Annotated in this window: 22 protein-coding genes; 19 read left to right on the top strand and 3 right to left on the bottom strand. The window is 38.6% G+C overall.

The window, feature by feature from the left end:
* Positions 1 to 24: 24 nt before the first annotated feature.
* Complete coding sequence (locus AC58PQ_RS11755; RefSeq protein ID WP_497242120.1) at positions 25 to 210, bottom strand: hypothetical protein; 186 nt, start codon at positions 208 to 210, stop codon at positions 25 to 27.
* Positions 179 to 349, bottom strand: a complete 171-nt coding sequence (locus AC58PQ_RS11750) for a hypothetical protein (RefSeq protein WP_497242119.1) — start codon at positions 347 to 349, stop codon at positions 179 to 181. The genes AC58PQ_RS11755 and AC58PQ_RS11750 overlap by 32 nt, the downstream gene beginning before the upstream one ends.
* 400 nt (positions 350 to 749) lie before the next feature.
* On the opposite strand from AC58PQ_RS11750, the gene AC58PQ_RS11745 reads away from it, so the two are divergent.
* The 3 genes from AC58PQ_RS11745 (at position 750) to AC58PQ_RS11735 (ending at position 5,702) form a co-directional block, all read left to right on the top strand.
* A complete protein-coding gene (locus tag AC58PQ_RS11745; RefSeq protein ID WP_497242118.1) occupies positions 750 to 992 on the top strand; it encodes a hypothetical protein in 243 nt (80 codons plus the stop codon).
* Positions 993 to 1,110: 118 nt separating this feature from the next.
* Complete coding sequence (locus tag AC58PQ_RS11740; RefSeq protein ID WP_497242117.1) at positions 1,111 to 2,700, top strand: SWIM zinc finger family protein; 1,590 nt, start codon at positions 1,111 to 1,113, stop codon at positions 2,698 to 2,700.
* Positions 2,697 to 5,702, top strand: coding sequence for a DEAD/DEAH box helicase (locus tag AC58PQ_RS11735; RefSeq protein WP_497242116.1), 3,006 nt, complete (start codon positions 2,697 to 2,699; stop codon positions 5,700 to 5,702). The genes AC58PQ_RS11740 and AC58PQ_RS11735 overlap by 4 nt, the downstream gene beginning before the upstream one ends.
* A gap of 53 nt (positions 5,703 to 5,755) precedes the next feature.
* On the opposite strand, the gene AC58PQ_RS11730 is transcribed toward AC58PQ_RS11735, so the two are convergent.
* A complete protein-coding gene (locus tag AC58PQ_RS11730) occupies positions 5,756 to 8,284 on the bottom strand; it encodes an O-antigen ligase family protein (RefSeq protein ID WP_497242115.1) in 2,529 nt (842 codons plus the stop codon).
* Positions 8,285 to 8,529: 245 nt separating this feature from the next.
* On the opposite strand from AC58PQ_RS11730, the gene AC58PQ_RS11725 reads away from it, so the two are divergent.
* The 16 genes from AC58PQ_RS11725 to rfbC (AC58PQ_RS11650) all read left to right on the top strand — a co-directional run bounded on the left by AC58PQ_RS11725 (position 8,530) and on the right by rfbC (AC58PQ_RS11650) (position 24,377).
* Positions 8,530 to 9,345, top strand: a complete 816-nt coding sequence (locus AC58PQ_RS11725) for an ABC transporter permease (RefSeq protein WP_497242114.1) — start codon at positions 8,530 to 8,532, stop codon at positions 9,343 to 9,345.
* Between the two features lie 98 nt (positions 9,346 to 9,443).
* Positions 9,444 to 10,187 carry an ABC transporter ATP-binding protein gene (locus AC58PQ_RS11720; protein ID WP_497242113.1) on the top strand — a complete coding sequence of 248 codons (744 nt, stop codon included), beginning with the start codon at positions 9,444 to 9,446 and terminating at the stop codon, positions 10,185 to 10,187.
* A gap of 56 nt (positions 10,188 to 10,243) precedes the next feature.
* The gene (locus tag AC58PQ_RS11715) at positions 10,244 to 12,529 is read left to right on the top strand and encodes a glycosyltransferase (protein WP_497242112.1); all 2,286 of its coding nucleotides are present in this window, start codon (positions 10,244 to 10,246) and stop codon (positions 12,527 to 12,529) included.
* 56 nt (positions 12,530 to 12,585) lie between these two features.
* Complete coding sequence (locus AC58PQ_RS11710; protein ID WP_497242111.1) at positions 12,586 to 13,665, top strand: DegT/DnrJ/EryC1/StrS family aminotransferase; 1,080 nt, start codon at positions 12,586 to 12,588, stop codon at positions 13,663 to 13,665.
* On the top strand, positions 13,662 to 14,369 hold the full coding sequence (locus AC58PQ_RS11705; RefSeq protein ID WP_497242110.1) for a WbqC family protein: 708 nt from the start codon (positions 13,662 to 13,664) through the stop codon (positions 14,367 to 14,369). Before AC58PQ_RS11710 ends, AC58PQ_RS11705 begins: the two co-directional genes overlap by 4 nt.
* The gene (locus tag AC58PQ_RS11700; protein ID WP_497242109.1) at positions 14,370 to 15,329 is read left to right on the top strand and encodes a hypothetical protein; all 960 of its coding nucleotides are present in this window, start codon (positions 14,370 to 14,372) and stop codon (positions 15,327 to 15,329) included.
* Positions 15,322 to 16,605, top strand: coding sequence for an ATP-grasp domain-containing protein (locus tag AC58PQ_RS11695; protein ID WP_497242108.1), 1,284 nt, complete (start codon positions 15,322 to 15,324; stop codon positions 16,603 to 16,605). The genes AC58PQ_RS11700 and AC58PQ_RS11695 overlap by 8 nt, the downstream gene beginning before the upstream one ends.
* Before the next feature lie 64 nt (positions 16,606 to 16,669).
* The gene (gene rfbA, locus AC58PQ_RS11690; protein WP_497242107.1) at positions 16,670 to 17,560 is read left to right on the top strand and encodes a glucose-1-phosphate thymidylyltransferase RfbA; all 891 of its coding nucleotides are present in this window, start codon (positions 16,670 to 16,672) and stop codon (positions 17,558 to 17,560) included.
* Complete coding sequence (gene rfbC / locus AC58PQ_RS11685) at positions 17,557 to 18,102, top strand: dTDP-4-dehydrorhamnose 3,5-epimerase (RefSeq protein WP_497242106.1); 546 nt, start codon at positions 17,557 to 17,559, stop codon at positions 18,100 to 18,102. Before rfbA ends, rfbC (AC58PQ_RS11685) begins: the two co-directional genes overlap by 4 nt.
* Positions 18,103 to 18,120: 18 nt before the next feature.
* A complete protein-coding gene (gene rfbB, locus AC58PQ_RS11680) occupies positions 18,121 to 19,143 on the top strand; it encodes a dTDP-glucose 4,6-dehydratase (RefSeq protein WP_497242105.1) in 1,023 nt (340 codons plus the stop codon).
* The gene (rfbD, locus tag AC58PQ_RS11675) at positions 19,140 to 19,985 is read left to right on the top strand and encodes a dTDP-4-dehydrorhamnose reductase (protein ID WP_497242104.1); all 846 of its coding nucleotides are present in this window, start codon (positions 19,140 to 19,142) and stop codon (positions 19,983 to 19,985) included. The genes rfbB and rfbD overlap by 4 nt, the downstream gene beginning before the upstream one ends.
* 127 nt (positions 19,986 to 20,112) lie before the next feature.
* Complete coding sequence (locus AC58PQ_RS11670) at positions 20,113 to 21,078, top strand: glycosyltransferase family 2 protein (RefSeq protein WP_497242103.1); 966 nt, start codon at positions 20,113 to 20,115, stop codon at positions 21,076 to 21,078.
* A 100-nt stretch (positions 21,079 to 21,178) separates the two neighbouring features.
* Positions 21,179 to 22,045, top strand: coding sequence for a glycosyltransferase family 2 protein (locus tag AC58PQ_RS11665; RefSeq protein WP_497242102.1), 867 nt, complete (start codon positions 21,179 to 21,181; stop codon positions 22,043 to 22,045).
* 6 nt (positions 22,046 to 22,051) lie between these two features.
* The gene (locus tag AC58PQ_RS11660) at positions 22,052 to 23,458 is read left to right on the top strand and encodes an undecaprenyl-phosphate glucose phosphotransferase (RefSeq protein WP_497242101.1); all 1,407 of its coding nucleotides are present in this window, start codon (positions 22,052 to 22,054) and stop codon (positions 23,456 to 23,458) included.
* Positions 23,459 to 23,540: 82 nt separating this feature from the next.
* On the top strand, positions 23,541 to 23,666 hold the full coding sequence (locus AC58PQ_RS11655; protein WP_497242100.1) for a hypothetical protein: 126 nt from the start codon (positions 23,541 to 23,543) through the stop codon (positions 23,664 to 23,666).
* 165 nt (positions 23,667 to 23,831) lie between these two features.
* The gene (gene rfbC, locus AC58PQ_RS11650; RefSeq protein WP_497242099.1) at positions 23,832 to 24,377 is read left to right on the top strand and encodes a dTDP-4-dehydrorhamnose 3,5-epimerase; all 546 of its coding nucleotides are present in this window, start codon (positions 23,832 to 23,834) and stop codon (positions 24,375 to 24,377) included.
* Positions 24,378 to 24,444 lie beyond the last annotated feature (67 nt).

Below are 24,444 nucleotides of genomic sequence, written 5' to 3'. Positions count from 1 at the left end.
CTTAAATTTGCAAAAATCACCATTCTAAGACCCATAATAACGATTTTGGAACGTATGTTCTATTTGTGGTGAAAATAAAAAGCCCATTGGGGCTGCGGGAGTTATCTGTTCTTTAACTTTGGATAGCTTTTGATCTGTTATCATTTCTTTCTGGTCCGTTTTGATTTCTTTTAACTCTTCAAGAATTTGTATCAATAGTTGCTCGTTCATGTGGGTATCCTCCTCCATTCCTAATTTTTTGGTGTATTACAATATCGATAAGTTGCACAAGTAAATTTTCTTGCTGATCTAACCGAGAATTAACTTTCTGTAGTTCTCCAATGAGAATATCTATTTTTTGTTCGCTCAACTTGCACAACTCCTTATACAGCTGTTCTTATTGCTTTTGCTTCTCGATATGTTGTGAATCCATAGTATGCTGGATACGGTCAATTTTTGTGTCCATCGATTCTAGCCTTGTATCCATCTTATTATTTCGTTTAGCTTCATGCCAAAGTGTGACAAGCTCCTGTTCCTAATTATACTTCGTAATTCCCAGACTGTGAACGATAACCTAATTTTACTTATGTTTACTCCCGTTTACCGATAGGTATTCATCAGATAGCCTGGCTCTTTTCCGTTTGCTTGGACCCCATGCCTGCTTGGCCTATTCGCAATAGCCCATTTGTGGATAAGATAGGCATTGGTACACTCTCTGGACTAGGGTTAGACGTATACTATCTCAAACTAACAGAGGAGTTGACTCATTCATGGCTTTACAATCTAATCAAGGTAAACAATTTCAGTGTCCACCTGCTGACCCGATAATGACAGATCCAGAAAGAGTTGTCAGAGACTTTTACCATCCACAGAAGGTTCAAGTCATTCACCCGATTCAAATTGTGAATCGTCATCATTGTGTTCCAGTTTATGAGCATGTATATACATGTAGTGAAACCGATGAGTACTGTGGCACTCACCCGCATCCGCATCAAGGTATGCTAAGGAAGTAACAGATAAGCACTTCCCGTGAAGAATCATTCATGATTCTGGCGGGAGGTGTTTTTTGTAAGGAGAATTGATTATATAATAAGTGAAGGAAGTTGAGTGGGTAACGGGGGATAGGAAAACATGCAAGAGTTAGAAATAGACTGGCCGTTCTGGATCGAACGGATACGTCCTAAATTTGATAAAGTGATCCTCGAAAGAGGTTGGACATATTTTAAGGAAGGTGCTGTAAGGGATATTCAAGCGGAAGGCACCTCGATCATAAAAGCAAGGGCGGACGGAACAAGCAGGTACAAGGTTACCTTGGATCTCAAAACCTTCACGCGGAGTAGTTGTACGTGTCCGTACGGCTACTATTGTAAGCATATGGCTGCCGTGCTTTATGAAGTGGCGAAGCAGAATGGGTATGATCCAGAAGATTTTAGATTTCGTGCCAAGAAAGCTACGCAGATCACGCAATTGGAGTTAGATGTTCCTGTTATAAAGACGTCAAAGCAGGCTGAGAATTTACCACAACCGACAGACAGCTGCGAAAAGTGGCGTGCTTATTTTTATAAGCAATATGGTAATTCGAAGATTTATAATGCGTTCAGCCTGGAGGAAGTGTGTATCCGCGCTTGGAGAGAACTGAATAAACTTGCGGACACATGGGAACCGACGATTCGAAGTCTATATGACATTCAGGTGGCGTTATATGTGATGCAGCTATGCGATACGATGGCAGGGTCTAAGGCGACTACGTATGATTTTTATCAAAATACGAATTATTATGTTAAACGTGTCTTGAAGCATGCTCGTGAGCAGTTGGAACTTTCGCTTCAAACGCTTGATGTCAAAAATGCTTACAAGCAGTATGGGGAGCATGTAAGGGAATTATCGGTTTATCTGACTGACATCTGTGAAAACGGCTCGAACATGTACCTGTATGACTGGATCGATTTCTATAAGTTGTTATGGACGCAGTTATTTCAGAATAAGGACATGGTGGAGTTAGAAAAGACAAGGCTCAGGCAGCTGCTGTCGGATCCACAAGCGAGTCAACAGGCCCGCCAAGTCGCGACGCTCGGTTCTATACATTTGGATATATGCAAAAGTGAGGATGAGAATGCCAGGGAACGAGCAGAATCGGGTATGTTCGAGATTGAGCCTGATTATTGGTTTGATTACTTAAGCGAGTTTGTTTTTGAGAGTCAGTGGGATCGTTTATTGAAATGGTTGCGGTGGTTAAAGCCGAAGATGGCGTGGAATGATCGTGTTTATGCGGACGATTTTTTGAATTTCTGGCGTTTGGCAGCGGAACAGCGAGATGTAGAGAAAGAGCAGAGGGAAGTCATGATTTCACTTTTACCTGCGAGTTACGATCACTATGCGAAGTTTCTAATCATGAAGGGGGATTATCAGGCGTGGGCAGATCTCTGTCTGCTCTTGGATCTTACTACAGTACATATCGATTCAGCGCAGCTAAAAGTCGTTGAAAAGGCGAATATCCGATTCCTCCTGCCCATTTATCATCATGCGATTGAAGCGTGTATTCAGGGTAAAAATCGTCCCGATTATGTACAAGCCGTTAAACTGTTAAAGAAGTTGGCGGCTGCTTATAAAAAGCTGAAGCTAACGCCTCGTTTTGAAGCGTACCTGGCGCAAACCGTTAAGCAATACGCTCGGTATCGCGCTTTCAATGAGGAATTACGGAGAGGAAATTTGATTCCATGATGACCTTGTCACCGGTTTATATGAGAATGCAGAGACTGCCTTCGGGAAGCTTTGCTCTTTATGGAGAAACAGAGGAAGCGAACGCGATTCCGGGGTATATGCTGCGGAAGCTGCTTTTTGCTTGGCATGAACGCTCGTTCTATGGTACGCAATTGGAAGTGACTCGGATTAAGTATGGTGACGCGATTCTGCTGTCTCCTGCTATGGCTTTGGATTATTTGCGTGCACCTGGGATGCTTTTACATAGTAGATTATCTTGGGAAGATGGATTTGCGGAGTTGCAAAAAGGAGCGGTCTTTCTAGGTGAGGCACTGGATGGTGGTTGGTATCTGCCTTCTTATAAGCTTTGGCGCGAAGGGAAAAATGGCTGGAAGCTTAGGGTACCTGTGGGACAGGCGGAGAGATTTTCGGAGTTGAGCTCGGGAGCGTTTCCGGAAAGCTTTTGGCAGAGTTGGTTTACTCATATCGTTGAAGAGTTGCTGGTTACGGATCCGGATTTCGGTTTAACTCGGATGTGGAATGGACTGCTTAATGCGAATAGGTTGCTGCGAGTTAACGAGCTAGGGTTCGAGGCTTTGCTGGCAGAATCGGCTTGGATGCAGGAAGAGGATTGGCTCTTTGCGATTGGGTGGGCGCAGGATGATGCACCGTATCGGATTTGTGTCCAGCTCGTTGAACCCTATGCGGAGACGTATATCGATGGGACGACGACGGCCAAAGATAACGCAGCGGATTGGCGGTTACGTTTTATTGCCCAGGATCGCCGAGATGCGAACCGATTCGTTGAGTTTAGCACGGCGGGCAATGTGTTAGTTGGCGAGATACCGCATGCGTGGAAGGCCGACATTGCGGATAAGCTTCAAGAGCAAATAAAGCGTGTTTTGCGGATGATGCCAGAGCTTGAGAGTGCGTATCAACCAGGCAAAATTATCGAGCAATTGTCGGATGATGAGGCGTGGACTTTCCTAACGGAATCGAGTCTGCAGCTGGTGGCGGCGGGTATATCCGTCTTTTTACCATCGTGGTGGGAAGAGATTCAGAAGCTGGGTCGTCCTCAGTTGAAGGCGAAGATCAAAAGCTCGGTGGGATCAACGCGCAAAGCCATGTTTGGGATGGATCAGATCGTGCAGTTTGATTGGCGAGTAGCTCTGGGTGGCGTGGATTTGTCTGAGGAAGAATTTGGGCAAATGGCATTGGAAAAGAAGCGCCTGATCTATATACGTGGCAAATGGGTGCAGCTGGATCCTGCGCATTTGGAGCAAATTCGCGATGCTATGCGGCAGGTTGAGAGGAAGAAGGGCCTTTCTTTCCGGGATGTTTTGGAAATGCATCTAGTAGAAGGAACTGACGACGAGGAAGGGTTAGCGGCGGAAGGCGATGAGAAGGACAAGGCTGTGGAGGTCAAAATAGAGCTCAATCGTCATCTGCGTGGTTTGATGAAACAGTTGAGTCAGACGAAGTCTTTTCCACTTGTGGAAGAAATTCAGGATTTAAGAGCAGAGCTTAGGCCATATCAGGTGCAGGGGGTGTCGTGGCTTTTATTCCTGCGTAACATGGGGCTTGGTGGATGTCTGGCGGATGACATGGGGCTGGGGAAGACCATTCAGTTTATTGCTTATTTGCTGAAGGTGAAGGAGCAATTAAAATTAAAACCTTCGTTGCTCATATGTCCGACCTCTGTGCTTGGTAACTGGCAGAAGGAGTTGACCCGCTTTGCGCCTACCTTACAAGTGCATCTGCATTACGGCGCGCAGCGAGCAAAGGGCGAAGCTTTCGAAGCTTCGTTTGGTGATGCTGATTTGGTGATTACCTCCTATAATCTCGCGCAGCTCGATGAAGAGGAACTGTTTAGCGTCACGTGGGACACGCTATGCTTAGATGAGGCGCAAAATATCAAGAATGCTTATACGAAGCAGTCGCAGGCGATTCGGTCATTTACTGCGGGGCAACGAATTGCCTTGACGGGGACGCCGATTGAGAATCGATTGACCGAGTTGTGGTCGATTTTTGACTTTGTGAACCCGGGGTACCTCGGGACTTTGACTCATTTTAACCGACAATATGTAGGTCCTATTGAGAAGAATGGGGATGGGGCTAAGGAACTGACAGCTCGCGTTCAGCGTTTGATTAGGCCGTTCCTGTTGCGGAGATTAAAGAAGGATCCCGCTATTCAGCTGGATTTACCGGATAAGTACGAGGGCAAAGCGTATGTGCGGCTCACTCCTGAGCAGGGGGCTTTGTATGAGAATGTTGTGCAGAGCTTGATGGAGAAGATTGAGGGCTCAAATGCGGTCGGGGAAAGTTTAGGTGGCATAGAGAAGAAAGGCTTGATCCTTACCGCTTTGATGAAGCTGAAGCAGATTTGTGATCATCCGGGGTTGTTTTTGAAGGAGATCGGAGAGAAGGCGGGGCGCGGCGCATTCGCCGCCGCGGGAATGAGAGCACGCTCAGCGAAGCTGGAGCGGCTGGTTGAAATGATTGACGAACTTAGGAGCGAAGGAGGCAGCTGCCTCATCTTCACCCAGTTCGTCGAGATGGGCCACCTGCTGCAGGCTACGCTTGCGCAGGCGTTAGGAGAACCCGTGCAGTTCTTGCACGGGGGGTTAAGTGCAGTGAAGCGCGACGCGATGATCGCGCGCTTCCAGGATGAGGCGCTCCCCGCGGAGGAGCGCTGTCACATCTTCATCCTCTCGCTGAAAGCAGGAGGAACCGGTTTGAACCTCACAGCGGCAAATCATGTGTTCCACTATGACCGCTGGTGGAATCCAGCCGTGGAGAATCAGGCCACGGATCGCGCTTTCCGCATCGGGCAAACGCGCAACGTGCAGGTGCACAAGTTTGTTACGCTCGGCACGCTCGAAGAGCGGATCGACGAGATGATCGAGCGTAAGCAAGGCCTCAGTGACCAAATCGTCGGCACCGGCGAGAACTGGGTCACCGAGATGTCGACAAGCGAGCTGCGCGAGCTTTTCGCCTTGCGGCGTGAGTGGATGGAGAAATAGGACGCGGCACAAAAGCGGAATGAAAAAAGCGCCACATCGCTGTGGCGCCCTTTCTATTTTACAGGAAAATTCGTCGCAATAATCGCATCAATATTTTGCTTTTCAGCTGGATCTTTCGCGATCAATTTGTCCATAAGCGCTTGATCCTTGGAGCCCTGTTTCTGCAGCACAGCCAAATACCAGCGAATCAAAACGCGGTTCACTTGGTCATCCATATTCTCAGTTATACGTGGCTGAATCAATGCAGCTGCACCTTTGTAATCACCACGCATGTAGCTGATTTGCCCAACATTCAAAACCATGTTCGGTGTGACCGCAAATTCACGGCCTTGGGCTTGCTCTTTTGGCAGGTTTTTCAAAGAGTCAATGCGAGCGAGCACATCGTTATATGTGGCAAGTGCATTGTCAAGTCTTGTGTTGAACTCTTGTGTGTTACCCTTTGTAGTTGCTTGACTCGCAAGCTCAATATTAAGCGAGATGCTCTTCTCATACATATCCATATACCAAGGATAGTTAGTGATTTGAGCGTTCGACCAATCAAGAGCTTTCTGCTGCTCCCCTTTCATGAGAAGCATATTTAGCTGTTGCATGGCTACGACGCGGTTATGGGGCTCTTTTTTCAAAAGCTGATCCATAAGGTCCTGAGCTTGATTGAAAAACGGATCACTCTTCTTAGGATCGTTCGGGTTTTCCTTCTGCGTTTGATTGTAAACACTAAGGAGAATCCCAATTCTACTAACCTGCCCTGTTAACAAATAGTCTGGATGAGCAGGATGCAGAGAAAGCGCTTTGTCAAGCGGTGACACGATCTGATTGTAATCTTTGCTCGTTTTAACAACTTCAATTGCTTGCTTATAAGAACCATTGGCAGAGAGAAGCTGAGCGGAAATAAAGAACATAACAAGAGATAGTACCCCGATACTTGCAGGGAAAAGCTTGTGGATGACAGCTGACTTCGACTTCAACCGCAGTTCACCAGAGGAACTGTTGCTCAGCATCCCGCCAAGAGCGAGGAATAGAATCGCGCCCAAGTACACATAGCTTAAATCAAAGTCGATCATACTGTGGACCAAAAGAGAAATCATGATAATGAAAAATAGGAAGTGAAGGTCTCGCTTTTCCTGTGAACTCTTGATATAGCTCCGAATATAGAAAACACTAACTGCAATGACAAAACCAATAAAAGCTAGGAAGCCCAGCGCGCCTGCTTCAACCAAATATTGAAGGGCGAAATTATGAGCCTGACGGCTCGTGTATGGATTGTTTTGATACTTTTCATAAAGGGAAGCCCAAGCACCGCCACCGGCACCAATGATGGGATAGTCTGACCAAAGTTTCACGGCATCTTTATAAAACGTACCACGTTCCAAAACACTGTGTTGCTGGAAGTTGATATTTTCAACACGTGTTTTTACGTTGTCAGGTAGAATGTTCTTTAATCCAGTGTCACTCAGAATAAGAATTGCACCAAGCACCCCAATGACAACAGCGGCGATCGGTAGAATAAATGTAGCGTATTTTTTGGCATCGAAACGAGCCGTAATGCGCTCCAACCAAGGCCCGGCGTAGCGTTGAATAACTACAGCTAGTCCAGCGAAAACTAAAGAAGCAAGAAGCAGAATCCACCAACCGTGCCAAGATTCAGAAGCACTAGGTTGTTTCTGTAGTCCGATTCCAATATCCGTTACTTTTTGTAAAATAACAAGGGAAGTACCAAACGCCAATCCAAGTTGAACGAGCGCTAAGATCTGCCGGCTCATCTTGAAGAAAAACATCATAATGAGGAATACGACCGGGATTACCACAATCGCACCGCGGGATAACGTCAACCAGAACGAAACGATCGTTGGGATTAACAAGAATGCATTTACAAGCACCACGTACCATTTTCGAGATTTAATGATGAAGAATAAAGAGCTTAGTGTTAGTGTAATTAAAAAAGCTGCATAAGTGTTCGCATATTGGAAGACCGAAGTCAACCGAAAACCGTTGGAATCCGTCATGACGGCATCGCGGTATATATTCACATCCGTTCCATCCATAAGAGCGAACCATCCGACTAGGTGACCGGCAAAGGTTTTGTTGCCTAACCAGTACAAAAGTCCGAATAACACGACAAAATATCCCGAGATCATGAATAAACGGGCAATAATCGACGCGCCAAGCTTGTTTTTTGTCAGAAATACACCTAAAATGAAGAAGGTTGCATACAACATTTGGATGTAAACCATATTTGTTGCCAAATAATGCGAGGCTGAATTTGACAAAGATATGACATAAGTAAGAGGAATGATAAAGACTAGAATTGTAAGGAGATCTTTCTTTTCTTGAAGCTTAAACACAAAAAACGCAAGGATCGCAACAAGCAATAAGATGATGGAGGACCACACCGAAGCGGAGTAAATACTTCTCTCAAACTCAGCTGAACCGCCATTAAACAGCGCCCTTTGAAAAGGTGCCCAGAACATAAATAAGCCCGTAAATACAGCTAATACCCAAAAGATGACAGAGCTCTTATCAGTCGTTATTGTTCCATTTGATTTTGCACGCGAAGCCGCGTAGGCATTCTTACTTGCACTCATTCCAGATAGTCTCCTTCTTCGCTAAAGTTCGACTTTATTTTAGCATACTGGAAGAGGGTTTCCAAATTGGTTTTTTATAACTCAATTTTTTTAAAGATGAGTTCTCGTTATTCATAAGAAACCATGACAATTAATAACTAATAATAAAATACTGAATCAATACTAAGGTTTGGGTTCTGATTGTTCAAAGAAATCTCTTTGATATTGTTTGATATTAAGAAATAACCTAGAAAAAAATGATGGGAGTGACTAAAAAACTACTTATGGAATTTAAAGTAAAAGGATATATGGAGAATTTAAAAACTTTTAAGAAATATTATTATTTACTTACATTACTTGTGAGTAGAGATATTAAAAAAAAGTATAAAGGGTCAGTGATAGGAATATTGTGGAGTTTATTAAGTCCTTTGCTTCAGATTGTTATATTGACTATTATTTTCTCGACATTATTTAAAACAAGCATTGGTAATTTCCCGTTATATGCAATCACTGGAAGATTAGTTTTTGAGTTTTTTTCAGCAGCAACGAATGCATCAATGTATTCAATACTTGAATCTGCTGATTTATTGAAAAAAGTATATATTCCAAAATATATTGTGACGTTCGCTAGAGTGTTATCTAATTTTATTATCTTTTTTATTTCTTTATTTGATTTATTATTAGTGATGATATTTACCAAAGCACATTTTACTATTAATTTACTATACATCCCAATTTATCTAGTGTTACTACTTATGTTTACATGTGGGATTAGTTTGGTACTTGCAACAGTTACTACTTTTTTTAGAGATATTGTACATCTTTATGGGATTTTTATAATGATGCTAATGTTTTTTTCTGCTATATTTTACCCGGCAGAAATTGTTCCATTGAAGTATCAACCATTATTAGAATTAAATCTTTTATATCACTATATTCATGGTTTTAGACAAATTATTTATAATGGTTCATCTCCTGATCTCAATAATTTAATATCTTGTTTCATCATAGCAGTTACGAGTCTAATCATCGGTGTTATTGTATTTAAGAAAAATCAAGATAAATTTATTTTGCATATTTGATGCTATTAAATTACTATTTCTTGATTCCCGTTATCTCTCAACGGTCAGAATTGCTATCGAGAATGCTAGTTATTATTTTTTACGGGAGGTAAGTTGCCATGAGAGAAATAGCTATTAAAGTAAATAACGTATCGATGTGTTATACCTTAACTAGAGAAAAAGTGGAGACACTCAAAGAATACATAGTACGTTTATTAAATAGAAATCTTGCATATTCAAAATTCACTGCTCTTAAATCAATAACTTTTGAAGTTTATAAAGGAGAACGACTAGGAATAATTGGACATAATGGTGCTGGAAAAAGTACATTATTAAAACTAATTTGTGGTATTATGAAGCCTTTTGAGGGAACTGTGGAAGTTAAAGGTACAATAGCTCCCCTTTTAGAATTAGGTGCTGGATTTGATCAGGATTTTTCTGGGGAAGAAAATATATTTTTAAATGGGGCAATTTTGGGTAAATCCCGAAAGTTTTTGGAAGGAAAATATGAAGAAATTATTAAATTTGCAGATCTGGGTGAGTTCATTAATATACCAATAAAAAATTATTCTTCTGGAATGAGGGCTAAATTAGGGTTTGCCATTGCTTCACAAATTGATCCGGAAATTCTAATACTTGATGAGGTATTAGGTGTCGGAGATGAAGCATTCAGAAGAAAAAGTTCACAGAAGATGAATGAACTAATGAGTGATGGAAGAACAGTTATTCTTGTTTCCCACAATTTGGAACAAATGGAAAGTCTTACTGATCGGATTATTTGGTTGGAACAAGGGGAAATTAGAGAAATAGGGGATTCAAAGGAAATATGCGCTAATTATAGACTAGCAATGTTGAACAGATAGATAGTATTTAATTTGAAATATCGATAATTTAAATATTGCGAGTCGGTGAGGTTATATTGAAAATAAACGGAAAAGTAAAGAGAATTCTAAAAGAAATAATGATAAATCCGTATGAAATCAAACATTATGCTAAAAAGGTTGGTGTATATATTTTGTCCGTATTATCTAGAGAAGAGATAATTAATCGTCAAGACTTAAAAATAACGCAATCATATTCAAAAGATGCGAAGAAAATTATTGTTTTTTTAGTTCCTGGATGGGATGGAGTAAATGGCGGAGTAATGTCAATTTGTTCTATTGCTGCAGTGTCAAAAAGTTTAAAAATCGTGCATGAAAGCGAAGTGCTTATATCTACACTACCTCAGAATACACTTTTCGCAAAATATTCTGGGTTTGATAATTCTTTTGATATCTTTAGATTTGAGCAATTATTTGATTATTTTAATGATTTGGAAGATTTAGTTTTACACATTCCTGAAAATTTTGTAATTCAATTTCTTGAAAAAATAAGCCATGAAGATTCATTAAAAATAAAAGGAATTCGAAACCTTCAAATAAATATTTTGAATCAAAATATTTGGTATATGCCTGAATCAAAATATATAGATAAACTACGTGAGTATACACCAAATGTTACTATTACAGTAGCACATAGACGTTATTGTACTAAAAGGCTTCGAGATAAATATGATACACCGGTTCATTTATTTTCCACAAGTAATTTAACTGAGTACTATTATAGATCTTTTATGGAAAAAGAAAATATTTTACTTACCTCAATTGATAATCACCCATTAAAAGAGAGAATTCTAGAAAAGATAAAGAAGGATTTTCCATCACTGGGGATTAAACAGATTGAAAACATGTCATATGAAGAATACAAACATTGGATTTCAAGAGCAAAATGGATGATAACATTTGGTGAGGGGATAGATGGATATTTCTGTGAAAGTATTAGATCGGGAGCGATTTCTTTTGCAGTATATAACTCGGATTTCTTTAGTGAGACCTATGATGGAATCATAAATGTATATGAAAGTTATCAAGAAATGTTGAATAGAATTACAGATGATATTAAAGCACTAGATAATCCTGAGCCATTTAAGAATTTAAATGATCAATTAATCTATTTAGATCAAATTGAATACAATGATGAAGAATACAAAAATAATATAAAAAATTTCTATCTTGGAAAGTATACTTTACCTCATGTGGGTAAGCACAAGTTAGAAGTGTTTAGAGAACAACGATTAAAAAACTTACCTCTTGTTTCTATAGTAATGGCAGTTTTCAATGGTGAATCCTATTTACAAGAACAATTAAATTCACTAGCTAAGTTAACATATAAAAATATCGAATTAATTATAAGTGATGATGGATCAATAGACTCGAGTGTAAAAATAATAAGAGAGTTCCAGAAGAAATTCCCATTAACTTTAGTTGATAATATCAACAAAAAAGGTGTGAATGGAAATTTTGAGAATGCTTTACAATATGCTAAGGGCGAATATATTGCTTTATGTGATCAAGACGATATTTGGTTTCCAAATAAAATAGAAATATTATTAGAAAATATTGATGATTATGATATTATTCATTCTGCAGTTGAAATAATTGATATAAATGGTCTTCAGCATAAAAACAAAGAATTAGTTAAAGAATACTCAGAAAATCATTCTGATAAAACAGATTTTATTGATTTTATTTCATCAGGATGGTTATTAGGATGTACCTCACTAATTCGAAGAGAACTTATCGAAAAGGCTATGCCATTTCCAGAAGATATTTTTTTTCATGATTGGTGGATGACATTTGTATCAATTAAAGAAGGAAATGGAATTAAATATATTAATATACCAACAATTAAATATAGACAGCATTTTACTAATACAGCGCAGGCTGCTTTTTCAAATCCTGAATGGTACAAAAAAAAGATAAAGTTTAATCGCCTATTGGAAAATAGATTTAATAAAAAACTAACTAAAAGTGAAAAAAATGAATTAAGAAAAAACACGAACTATTGTGCGACAAAATATTTTTTGACTACTGATTCCAAAGGTAATTATAAGCAGGTTGATTTATTTATGGAAGAAAATAAAGATTTATTCACTCGATATTTTCTCAATAATTTCGTTGAAGTTGTAGCTGAGGAAATATTTGGTCAATATGGTATTAATGAAAATGACGATGTAAGTATAAAAAGATTTTTAATCAAAGTGGCAAAGAAAAAAATCAAACATCCTCAGAGTGTTACTGACAAAGCTATATCTAATATATATTTTAGAATATTTAAGCCATTAATTGTAACACCTTATAGAAAACGTATCAAGAAAACTATATAATTATGGTTTTGAATTGTCAGTTATCTAATTCTTATATCTGAAAGGTAGCGAATTAAATGATAAATGTAACCCAACCATTTCTACCACCAATTGAAGAATATTATGATAAATTGCATGGGATATGGGATAGGAAATGGCTAACAAATCAAGGCCCATGTGTTAGTGAGTTAGAAAATAATCTTAAGGATTATTTAGGAATAGAATATATAAATTATGTTACTAATGGAACAATTGCAATTCAACTTGCATTACAAGCTTTGGATATTACCCATGGAGAAATAATCACAACTCCATTTTCTTATGTAGCCACTACTTCAGCAGTATTGTTAGAAAAGTGCGAGCCGGTTTTTGTTGATATTGATCCTATGACACTTCAAATTAACCCTGATCTAATCGAACGGAAAATCACCAAAAACACCAAAGCAATATTGGCTGTTCATGTATTTGGTATGCCATGTGAAATTGATAAGATTGAGAAAATTGCTGAGAAACACAATTTAAAAGTAATTTATGATGCAGCGCATGCTTTTGGGGTCATTCATAATGGCAAATCATTATTAGATTATGGTGATGCTTCAACATGTTCTTTTCATTCTACGAAGTTGTTTCATACTGTTGAAGGTGGATGTGTAGTATCTAGCTCAAAACAAATATACGATAAAACTTCATTAAAACTAAGATTTGGTCATAATGCTGATGAACATATTTGCTTAGGAACCAATGCTAAAGTATCTGAATTTCATGCTGCTATGGGCCTAGTTAATCTCAAGTATATTAATAAAATTATTTTGGAAAGAAAGCGAGTTAGTGAGAAATATGATGATCTTTTAAAAATGCATGTTCAACTTCCTACTAAACCTGATAATCTACAATATAACTATGCTTATTATCCAATAATTTTAAAAAGTGAAGATGAACTATTTGAGGTAATTAATAAATTAAATGAAAAAAGCATCTATCCTAGAAGATATTTTTATCCTTCTTTAGATACACTTCCTTATCTTGAGAATAAGGTTTCAGACTGTTTTGTTTCACAAGATATATCCAGAAGAATATTATGCTTGCCATTATATCCCGATTTACAAGATAGAGAAATTGAGTTAATTTCGAAAATCATCGTTGAGGTGATTGAATGAAAGTAGCTCTTATGCAACCTTATTTTCTTGCATATATTGGATATTATCAAATGATAAATGCGGTTGATAGATACATAATTTATGATAATGTTAACTATATAAAAAACGGCTGGATAAATAGAAATAATTATTTAGAGCGTGATCAAGCAAAACTATTTACCTTACCTCTGGAGGGTGCGAGTTCATATAAAAAAATTAATGAAATTAATATTAATGACAATGAATCTTTAAATATGAGAAGGAAAATTTTCAAAACTCTTAATATTAACTACTTAAAGGCTCCTTATTTTAATGAAACAATTACTTTATTGGAAGATATATTAATGAATCCAGAACCTAATATAGCAAAATATAATGAATACTCTATTCGTAAGATATGTAGCTATTTAAGAATAAATACTGAAATACTACTATCCTCTGATTTAAATAGCTTTGAATATTTAAAAGGGGAAGAGAGAGTTATATCTATTTGTAAAAATGCAGGAGCAACTATATACGTAAATGCAATTGGCGGGAAATTGTTATATCATAAGGATTACTTTAAAAAATTTAATTTAGAATTGCTGTTTTTAAGGTCGAAAGATATTGATTATAGACAATTTAATGAAAAATTCACACCTTTTCTATCGATAATTGATGTTTTAATGTTTAATGGGGCAACGAACACTATTGAATTGCTAAATGAATATACATTGGAGGAATAAATGAGAGAATTTGGTGGATTTTTCGAAATAGAATTATCGAAAGGCACTCATTACCATAAGGATTCCCTTCATTTGAATTCTGGACGATCTTGTTTGAAATATATATTAAAACTAAAGAGATATTCAAAAGTGTATATACCTTATTATATTTGTAATAGCGTAGTGGATACAATTGTATCTGAAAATATTAACTATGAATATTATGTTATTAATTCTAATTTTTCACCTGAATTTGAAAAAAAAATATTAGATCATGAAGCTATACTTTTTGTGAATTATTTTGGATTATGTGATCAGATTGCTATTGAAATAGTTGAAAAGTACAAAAATGTAATAATTGATAATACACAATCTTTTTTTTCAATGCCAATTAAGGATACTGATACTTTTTATTCTACAAGAAAGTTCTTTGGAGTAAGTGATGGCGGCTACGTATATTCTAAGGGTAAGTTGAAAATGAAAATAGAACAAGATATATCTTATGACCGAATGGAGCATTTATTAAAAAGACGCGACTGCTCTGCTCAAGAATCTTATGATGCATACAGGAAAAATGAAATTTATCTCTGTAATGATGAAATCAAACTAATGTCCAATCTAACTTCTAATATTTTAGAAAGCATAAATTACGAAAACTGTATAAACAGTAGAAATTCTAATTTTATGCATCTTCATTCGGCATTTAAAGAAATGAATATGCTAAAATTGCCCATAAATAATTTTACATGTCCAATGACATATCCATTGCTAATAAACCAAGATGGAATAAAGGATAAATTAATATCTAAAGGTATTTATATTCCTACTTATTGGCCAGAAGTGGAAATAAGAGCACCAAAAGATTCATTTGAACAATTATTATGTAAATATATGATTCCCATTCCTATTGACCAACGATACAATACTAATGATATGGATTACTTGATTAATGTTGTGAAAGGAATAGTGAAAAGTGGATAAAATTAATGTACTAATATTTCCAGCAGGTGCAGAAAATGCACTAGAAGTTTATAATTCTCTAAAATATAATTTACATTTAGAAATATATGGATTATCTAGTAAATCAGATCATGCTAAATTCGTTTATCAAGAAGATAGGTATTTCGAAGGTAGCTACTATATTAATGATGTTAATTTCATTGATAATATTAATGCGATTATTGTGAAATTAAATATTAATATTATCATACCAACTCATGACACAATTGCACTTTATCTAGCAAAACATAAAGAACAAATAAAAGCTAAAATTGTCGTTTCAGATTATGAGACTGCCTTAATAGCCAGAGAGAAAAGATTGACATATGAATTGTTCAATAAAAAGGAATTTTGCCCCAAAATTTATGAATCACTTGATAATGTAACAGAATATCCAATATTTCTGAAACCAAATATCGGAGAAGGTGCTAAAGGTGTTGCAAAAGCTTCTGATTTTTATGAAGCTAAAAGATTATTATTGAATGATAATGATATGTTGATTTGTGAATACTTACCTGGGCATGAGATAACAGTAGATTGCTTTACTAATAAGAATGGTGAATTGCTCTTTATTGGGCCAAGAACACGAGAAAGAGTTCAAATGGGAATTTCATTTCATTCTGAGACTATTGAGGTTACAGATGAGATTAAAACAATTGCAAATGATATAAACGAAGAATTAACTTTTAGAGGCCCATGGTTCTTTCAATTAAAACAAAATAACAATGGTAGTTACAGATTACTTGAAGTGTCTGTTAGGCAAGCAGGAACCATGGCTTTGTATCGGCAACTTGGAGTGAATTTTGCACTGTTGGGAATTTTCGATGCATTAGATAAAAAGGTTTCTATCATGAAAAATGATTTAAACTTAATTTTAGACCGTTGTTTATATAATCGATATCAATTTAATTATGAATATAAAATTGTGTACATTGATTTTGATGATACCTTGATTGTTAACAATCGAGTGAATGATTTATTAGTAAGGTTCATCTATCAAAGTATTAATGATAATAAACGAATAGTGCTTATTACGAAACATATTTTTTCATTAGATGAAAGCTTAAATAAATATAAACTTCACCCCATTATGTTTGATGAAATAATTCAAATAAAAGAACAAGAAAAAAAAGCTGATTACATCGTATCCGAAGGAGCAATATTAATTGATAATTACTTTTTTGAGCGTAAAGATGTAAGTGAAAAGCTAGGGATTCCTGTATTTGATGTTGATGCAGTAGAGGCTCTAATTAAATAATATAAAAAAATATAAATGGCCATATCAAAAAGGATTTTATATTGAAAAGAAAAGGGGAAAGCACGTGAAAGGAATTATTCTAGCTGGCGGAAGTGGAACTCGACTTTATCCGCTAACGAAAGCAGTTTCGAAACAATTAATGCCGATTTATGATAAACCCATGATATATTATCCCCTTTCAGTGCTTATGTTAGCGGGGATTCGAGAAATATTAATAATTTCTACGCCAGAAGATACTTCTAGATTCTCACAACTTTTAGGAGATGGATCTGATTTAGGGATATCAATACAATATGCTATCCAACATTCACCAGACGGAATAGCTCAAGCTTTTATTATAGGTGAATCCTTTATTGGTTCAGACTCCGTTTCCCTAATTTTAGGTGATAATATATTTTATGGACATGGATTAACAGACTTGCTCTTAGAAACTACAGAAAATATTAAGGGTGCTACAGTATTTGGTTACAGGGTTAAGGATCCTGAGAGATATGGGGTTCTTGAATTTAATTCTACTGGTAAGGTTGTTTCAATTGAAGAAAAACCTATTTTACCCAAGTCTTCATATGCAGTAACTGGCATTTATTTTTATGATAATAAAGTTGTTGATTTTGCTAAAAATATAAGTCCCTCAGCAAGAGGTGAGCTAGAGATTACTGATATTAATAAATGCTATCTAGAACTTGAAGATTTACATGTTAAGTTACTGGGCCGAGGGTTTGCATGGTTGGATACTGGCACACATGAATCGCTTCTCGAAGCATCTCAGTTTATTGAAATGATTGAAAAAAGACAAAGTCTTAAAGTGGCATGTTTGGAAGAAATTGCATACAGAAATGGATATATAGATGCAGGACAGCTTTTGCGATTGGCAGAACCATTAAAAAAGAATGATTATGGGAAGTATTTGTTACAACTAATTGATCAGGAATCGTTTAAGGGTGTACATCAATGAAGATGATTTCAACCCCCTTAGAAGGTGTTTATCTAATAGAGCCAGATGTCTTTGGAGACCATCGGGGCTTTTTTATGGAGAGCTATAGTAGCTCGAAGTTTGCTGAACTTGGTGTGGATCATCTCTTTGTTCAAGATAATCATTCCCTTTCAGTGGAAGCTGGTGTACTGCGTGGACTTCACTATCAGTTGACGCCTAAAGCACAAACGAAGCTTGTTAGAGTGGCATCTGGTGCTATTTATGATGTAGCGGTCGACATTCGCAAAAGTTCTCCAACATTTGGACAATGGATTAGCGTTATTCTTAGTGAAGCTAACAAGCGTCAGTTACTCGTTCCACAAGGCTTTGCTCATGGTTTCTGTACGATTGTACCTAATACGCAGGTTCTTTATAAAGTCGACGAGTATTATTCCCCTGAGCACGATCGGGGCATTCTATGGAGCGATCCAGCATTAGGTATTGATTGGCCAACGTCCAAACCTTTACTTTCCGATAAGGATCAGATACACCCTCATCTTAAAGATGCGGATATTAACTTTTAAATAGGAGTAATAACTCATATGAAAATTCTCATTACTGGCGGAGCCGGCTTTATCGGCAGCAACTTCGTTCACTATATGCTAGATCGCTATCCTAGCTATGAAATCATTAATCTGGATGCATTGACGTATGCAGGAAACTTAGAGAATTTGACATCCATCCAAGCGAATAGTAAATACACATTTGTCAAAGGGGATATTACCAATACCGAACTTATGAACAGTCTGTTCGCTCAAGGTGTAGATACGGTAGTTCATTTCGCCGCGGAATCGCACGTGGATCGTAGTATTCTAGAGCCAGACGTTTTTGTGAAAACGAATGTACTGGGTACACAAGTATTGCTGGAAGCTGCGCGGAAGCATACTGTTAAGAAATTTGTACATGTTTCCACAGATGAAGTGTATGGAACTCTTGGTGAGACTGGACTTTTCACGGAGGAAACGCCACTAGCTCCGAACAGTCCGTATTCAGCGAGTAAAGCAGGATCTGATCTGCTTGTGAGAGCTTACCATGAAACATTCGGACTTCCAATAAACATCACGCGTTGTTCCAATAACTACGGTCCTTATCAGTTCCCAGAAAAGTTAATTCCTTTAATGATTGCCAACGCTTTGAGTGATAAGGATCTACCCGTTTATGGAGATGGTCTTAATATTAGAGATTGGCTTTATGTGGAGGATCACTGTAGTGCAATTGATTTAGTTCTGCATCAGGGAATCAGCGGTGAAGTTTACAATATTGGTGGGAATAACGAGAGAACGAACATTCAAATCATTCAGACGATACTTCGTGAGCTTGGAAAGCCTGAATCTTTGATGAAATTCGTGAAAGATCGTCCAGGTCATGACCGTCGTTATGGCATTGATGCAATGAAGATTACGAATGAGCTTGGGTGGAAGCCAAAGCATAATTTTGAGACAGGCATTCAAGAGACAATTCGTTGGTACTTGGACAATCAAGACTGGTGGAAACGAATCCAAACTGGTGAGTATCAAAAGTATTTCAACGAGCAATACGGTTCGAGGTTAGGTGTTCAGTCATGAGGATTGTTGTAACAGGAGCTAATGGACAGCTTGGACAAGATGTTGTTAAGTTGCTTGGGCAAAAAGATGAGGTACTAGGTCTAACAAGAGATCAGTTAGATTTTACGAATGAAGCCCAGTGTCTACAAGAAATAACGGAAATGAATCCGGATGTTATTATCCATTGTGCGGCTTACACGGCTGTTGATTTAGCAGAAACCGAAGAAGAGATGGCATTTCAGGTAAATGCTGAGGGAACTAGATATCTCGTACTTGCAGCTGAAAGTGTTGGTGCGAAATTCGTCTATATCAGCACAGATTATGTCTTTGATGGTACGGCTTCGCAAGCTTACCGTGAAGATGATGCTACTAACCCTCAAAGTGTGTATGGGAAGTCGAAACGAGCTGGAGAAATTTATGTTCAATCGCTATCATCGAAACATTTTATCGTAAGAACGTCTTGGGTTTATGGCATTAATGGCAATAATTTTGTGAAAACGATGTTGCATTTGGCGAGAACAAGAGACTACTTAAAGGTTGTTAGTGACCAGTTTGGATCTCCTACATATACGATTGATCTTGCGGTTTTCCTTGAACAACTGATTCAAACGGATCGTTACGGTATCTATCATGCTTCTAACTCAGGTGTTATTTCATGGTATGACTTTGCGTGTGCCATTTTTGAAGAAAGTGGCGTGAAAGTCAAGGTTGAGCCATGTACAACGGAGGAGTTCCCGAGACCTGCTCCTAGACCCCGGAGTTCTGCTATGGATCATGAAGCGATTCGAGCGAATGGATTTGAGGATTTGCGACCTTGGCGGGACGGGTTACAGGCTTTTTTGAACGAGCTAGGGGAGAACTAAAAGAAAGCTGTTAGTGTGCTTAACTGCATACTGATGGCTTTTTTGATGTGAGAGACTTGTTGGAAAATGTCGTTTTGTTTCGGTTATCAATTCCGTATAATGAATAAGGAGAGGAGGTTGATTTAGTTTGGATACTAGTAACAAACGAACTGTCAGCGTCCATATCGTTACCTATAATAGCGCTGAACATATCGATGAATGCATAGAAGCAGTTCTGAGACAATCCCATCCAATTGACCATATCATCGTCATAGACAATGCATCCAAGGATGACACTATTCTTAACCTGGTGAAATGGCAAGCTACATGCACCATCATTGAAAATAAGCATAACAATGGCTTCGCCGGCGGACACAATCAAGCGATCCGGATGACGGAAACGGACTATTGCTTGATCCTCAATCCTGATGTTGTCCTAGATCCAGATTATATCCGTAATACGCTGAATGCGCTGCAGAGCAACGCTCAAGCAGGCAGTGCAACAGGTAAGTTACTTTTTATAGCTGAACCTAATCATATTGATAGTACAGGCCTTATCATTAACAAAGCGCGAAGAGCCTTTGACCGCGGCGCACATCAGTCGAATAATCACTTCACTCATTCTGAAGAAGTATTCGGTGTATCTGGAGCTGCTGCCATGTATTCTCGTGAGATGATCAATGACATTAGTCTTGATGGTGAATTTTTTGATGAAGACTTTTTTGCATATAAAGAAGATGTGGATGTAGCTTGGCGTGCGCAATTATTTGGCTGGAAGGCGATTTATGAGCCTACTGCGACAGCGTATCATGAACGGGGCTGGAAGGAAGGCGGGAGAAGTAGTAAACCGCTTTTTGTAAGAAGATTATCCTATATTAATCGCTATAAAATGATGATTAAGAACGATGACTTCTCGATGCTGATGAAGCATATCCTTTCATTGTTTGTATATGAATGCCTTAGTCTTATTTACGCACTAGTTCGTGAGCCTAAATTATTAGGGGCTTGGCTAGATTTCTATCGTAAATATACAGAATTGAAGCGAAAAAGAAACATCATTCGTAACAAGCAAAGAGTGGCAGCGACCGAACTAAGCAAATGGTTCGTCAAATAAATTTACCTAAGATTAGCATGTGCTAGTCTTATTTTTTTAGGCTAATTTTAATATTCCCGTGTTATAATGACAGATATCAAGCCAAAAATGAGGTCATCTCTTGGATTTATCTATTATCATCGTGAACTACAAAACGAAAGATCTGACGCTAGCTTGCATTGAATCGGTCTTTTCGTCAACTACATCATACACATACGACATCATCCTTATTGATAATGCGTCCAACGACGGCACAGTCCAGGTAATGAACGAGCGGTTTCCACTTGTGACTACAATCACAAATAACGACAACGTCGGTTTCTCCAGAGCCAACAATCAGGGTATCCGCATTGCCCAGGGCCGTTATGTGCTGCTTCTAAACTCCGACACGATCGTTCAACCAGACACATTAGACATCATGCTCCGTTTCATGGACGAGAACCCCACTGTAGGGGCCAGCGGCTGTAAAATCGTGTTACCGGATGGTACACTCGACAAAGCCTGCAAGCGGGGCTTCCCAACGCCTTCTGCGTCATTCTACTATGCGTTTGGATTCGCCAAGCTATTCCCTAACATCCCGCGGTTTAATCAATATCAACTTGGTTATTTAGATCCAGACCAATCTTATCCCATCGACTCTCTTGTAGGTGCCTTCATGCTAATCCGCCGCGAGACGATCGAGCAGGTGGGAATGCTGGATGAGGAGTTTTTTATGTATGGAGAAGACATTGATTGGTGTTATCGGATAAAGGAAGCCGGTTGGGTTAACTATTATTATCCTCGCACACAGATTGTTCATCACAAAGGGGCTAGTAGTCGTCGTAAGCCGTATAAAATCATCTATGAGTTCCATCGGGCGATGATTTTGTTTCATAATAAGCATTATCGCAAGAAGTATTCTTGGCTAACTAATTACGTGGTTTATGTAGGGGTAGGTTTGAAGTTTGGCCTGTCTCTAGCTCGAAATAAATTACGTCCAACGAGGTGATCACTTTTGATACGTCAGAGTCAAGGATTCTTGACCCAACTATATGCACTAGCCGATTTCATATGTATTCAGCTCATGTTTCTCCTTTCATGGTGGTTGAAATTTGAAAGTGGTTGGATTCCGTACGGTTCTCCTTTGCCTTTTAAACACTATGTGATGTGGAGTATAACTTACGCGATTATCGCGATTTTTATAAGCTATTTGGTGAACTTCTATACGCCGAAGCGGAGAAAACGATTCTCTTTTGAGGTTTTGAAAATCATTCAAGTACATGCGTTTAGCTTATTGATGCTGCTCAGTGTTTTGTTCATCTTAAAAGAGTTGGATGTTTCTCGTTCGTATCTTTTACTCTTTCTGGTAAATAATATTCTATTCATAAGCTTCTACCGCTATATGATCAAAATCGCGCTGAAACGCGTCCGTCAAAAGGGTTATAACAAGCAATTCATTCTGATTCTTGGTGCGGGCTCTTTAGGTCGTCAGTTCTATACGAAGTTGAAACAACACCCGGAATTAGGGTATGAAGTGGTTGGTTTCCTCGATGATTTTCAAGAAAAGCATGAGATGCCTTATCATAATTTTAAACCGGTCCTAGGAAAGATTGAAGAATTAGAGCCTATTTTGAATAAGCTTATCGTGGATGAGGTCATTATCGCCCTGCCACTGGACGCTCACACGAAGTACGGCAGTATCATTAATGTTTGTGAAAAGGCTGGGGTCAAAACACTCATTATTCCAGATTTCTATGACTTCCTGCCATCTCGCCCTTATTTCGATAATTTCGCGGATATGCCACTGATTAATGTGAGAGACATTCCACTAGACGAATTCAGAAATCGTATTTTTAAAAGAGCATTCGACATCGTTTTTGCTTTCGTAGCTATTATCATTACACTTCCTGTTATGTTAGCCGCAGTCATAGCCATCAAATTCACCTCCGATGGTCCCATCATCTTCAAGCAAGAACGAGTGGGACTGAATCGCAGAAACTTCATGATGTACAAGTTCCGCAGCATGAAGGTGCTCGGTGATAATGTTTCGAATACGGAGTGGACGGTGGAAAATGACCCGCGGCGAACGAAGGTCGGTACATTCCTACGCAAAACTAGCCTCGACGAGCTGCCGCAGTTCTTCAATGTGCTTTTTGGGCATATGAGTGTGGTGGGGCCAAGGCCGGAGCGTCCTTATTTCGTGGAACAATTTAAAGAAGAAGTGCCGAAGTATATGGTGAAGCATCACATTAGGCCAGGCATTACGGGTTGGGCGCAGAGCAACGGCTTGCGCGGAGATACGTCAATCGAGGAACGAATTAAGCATGATATTTTCTACATCGAAAACTGGACTTTTTTATTTGATATCAAAATTATTTGGAGAACAGTTATAAATGGCTTTATAAATAAGAACGCATATTGAAAAAAAATGAACTTACCCGCATGATTCGCCAACATTTTCCCCATACTATTGCATATACTGAGTAGGCGGGGAGGTTTTGGCTATGATCGATCATGAAGACGCTTACCAAGATGATCAATTGTCGATAGGCAAAGGCATGATAGTTGGTGTGGTGTTCGGTTCCCTGATTTGGGCAGGTATTATTGCGGGTATCGTGTATATGTGGTAGTTGCATCTCATACAAGAAAAAGGCTGCTGGAGCTGTGAAGCTCTTGGCGGCCTTTTTACGCATGAATAGAGTCAAGCTACTGGAAGGGCGGTCACCTGCCTATAAACCATTGTCTGAGGCTTTCTACAATTCTCTTGCATATGTTAGAACGAGGTGAGAGGAAGTATGCAGATTACAACAACAGCGTTATCTGGACTGGTGATCGTTGAACCTGAGGTTCATGCGGATCATCGGGGCTTTTTTATGGAAAGTTATCATGCCGCGAAGCTGGCAGAGCAGGGGATTACGATGGTTTTTGTGCAGGATAATCATTCGCTTTCGGAAGAAATTGGCGTGCTGCGCGGACTGCATTATCAGTTGAACCCGCATGCGCAAACGAAGCTTGTCAGGGTTATATCAGGTTCAATCTATGATGTGGCTGTAGACATTCGTCCAAGCTCTCCGACTTTTGGTCAATGGGTTGGTGTTACTCTAAGTGCCGCCAATAAGCGCCAGCTGTTAGTTCCACAGGGCTTTGCCCACGGTTTCTGTACATTAGAGCCGAGGACGCAGGTGCTATATAAGGTCGATGCCTATTATTCGCCGCAGCATGACAGAGGAATTCTGTGGAGCGATCCAGCAATCGGCATAACGTGGCCTACGACGTCTCCGATTTTATCATCGAAGGATGAAAAGCACCCTGTATTGAAGGTTGCGGAGGTTAATTTTTGACGGAAATTAAGTCCTAATGCTGGAAGTCGAAAGATGGTGCTTTTTAATATCATTCTTAGGTATAATG

It is taken from the genome of Paenibacillus sp. J22P143 (assembly GCF_059692035.1).
This window is presented reverse-complemented; position numbering and strand designations above follow the sequence as displayed.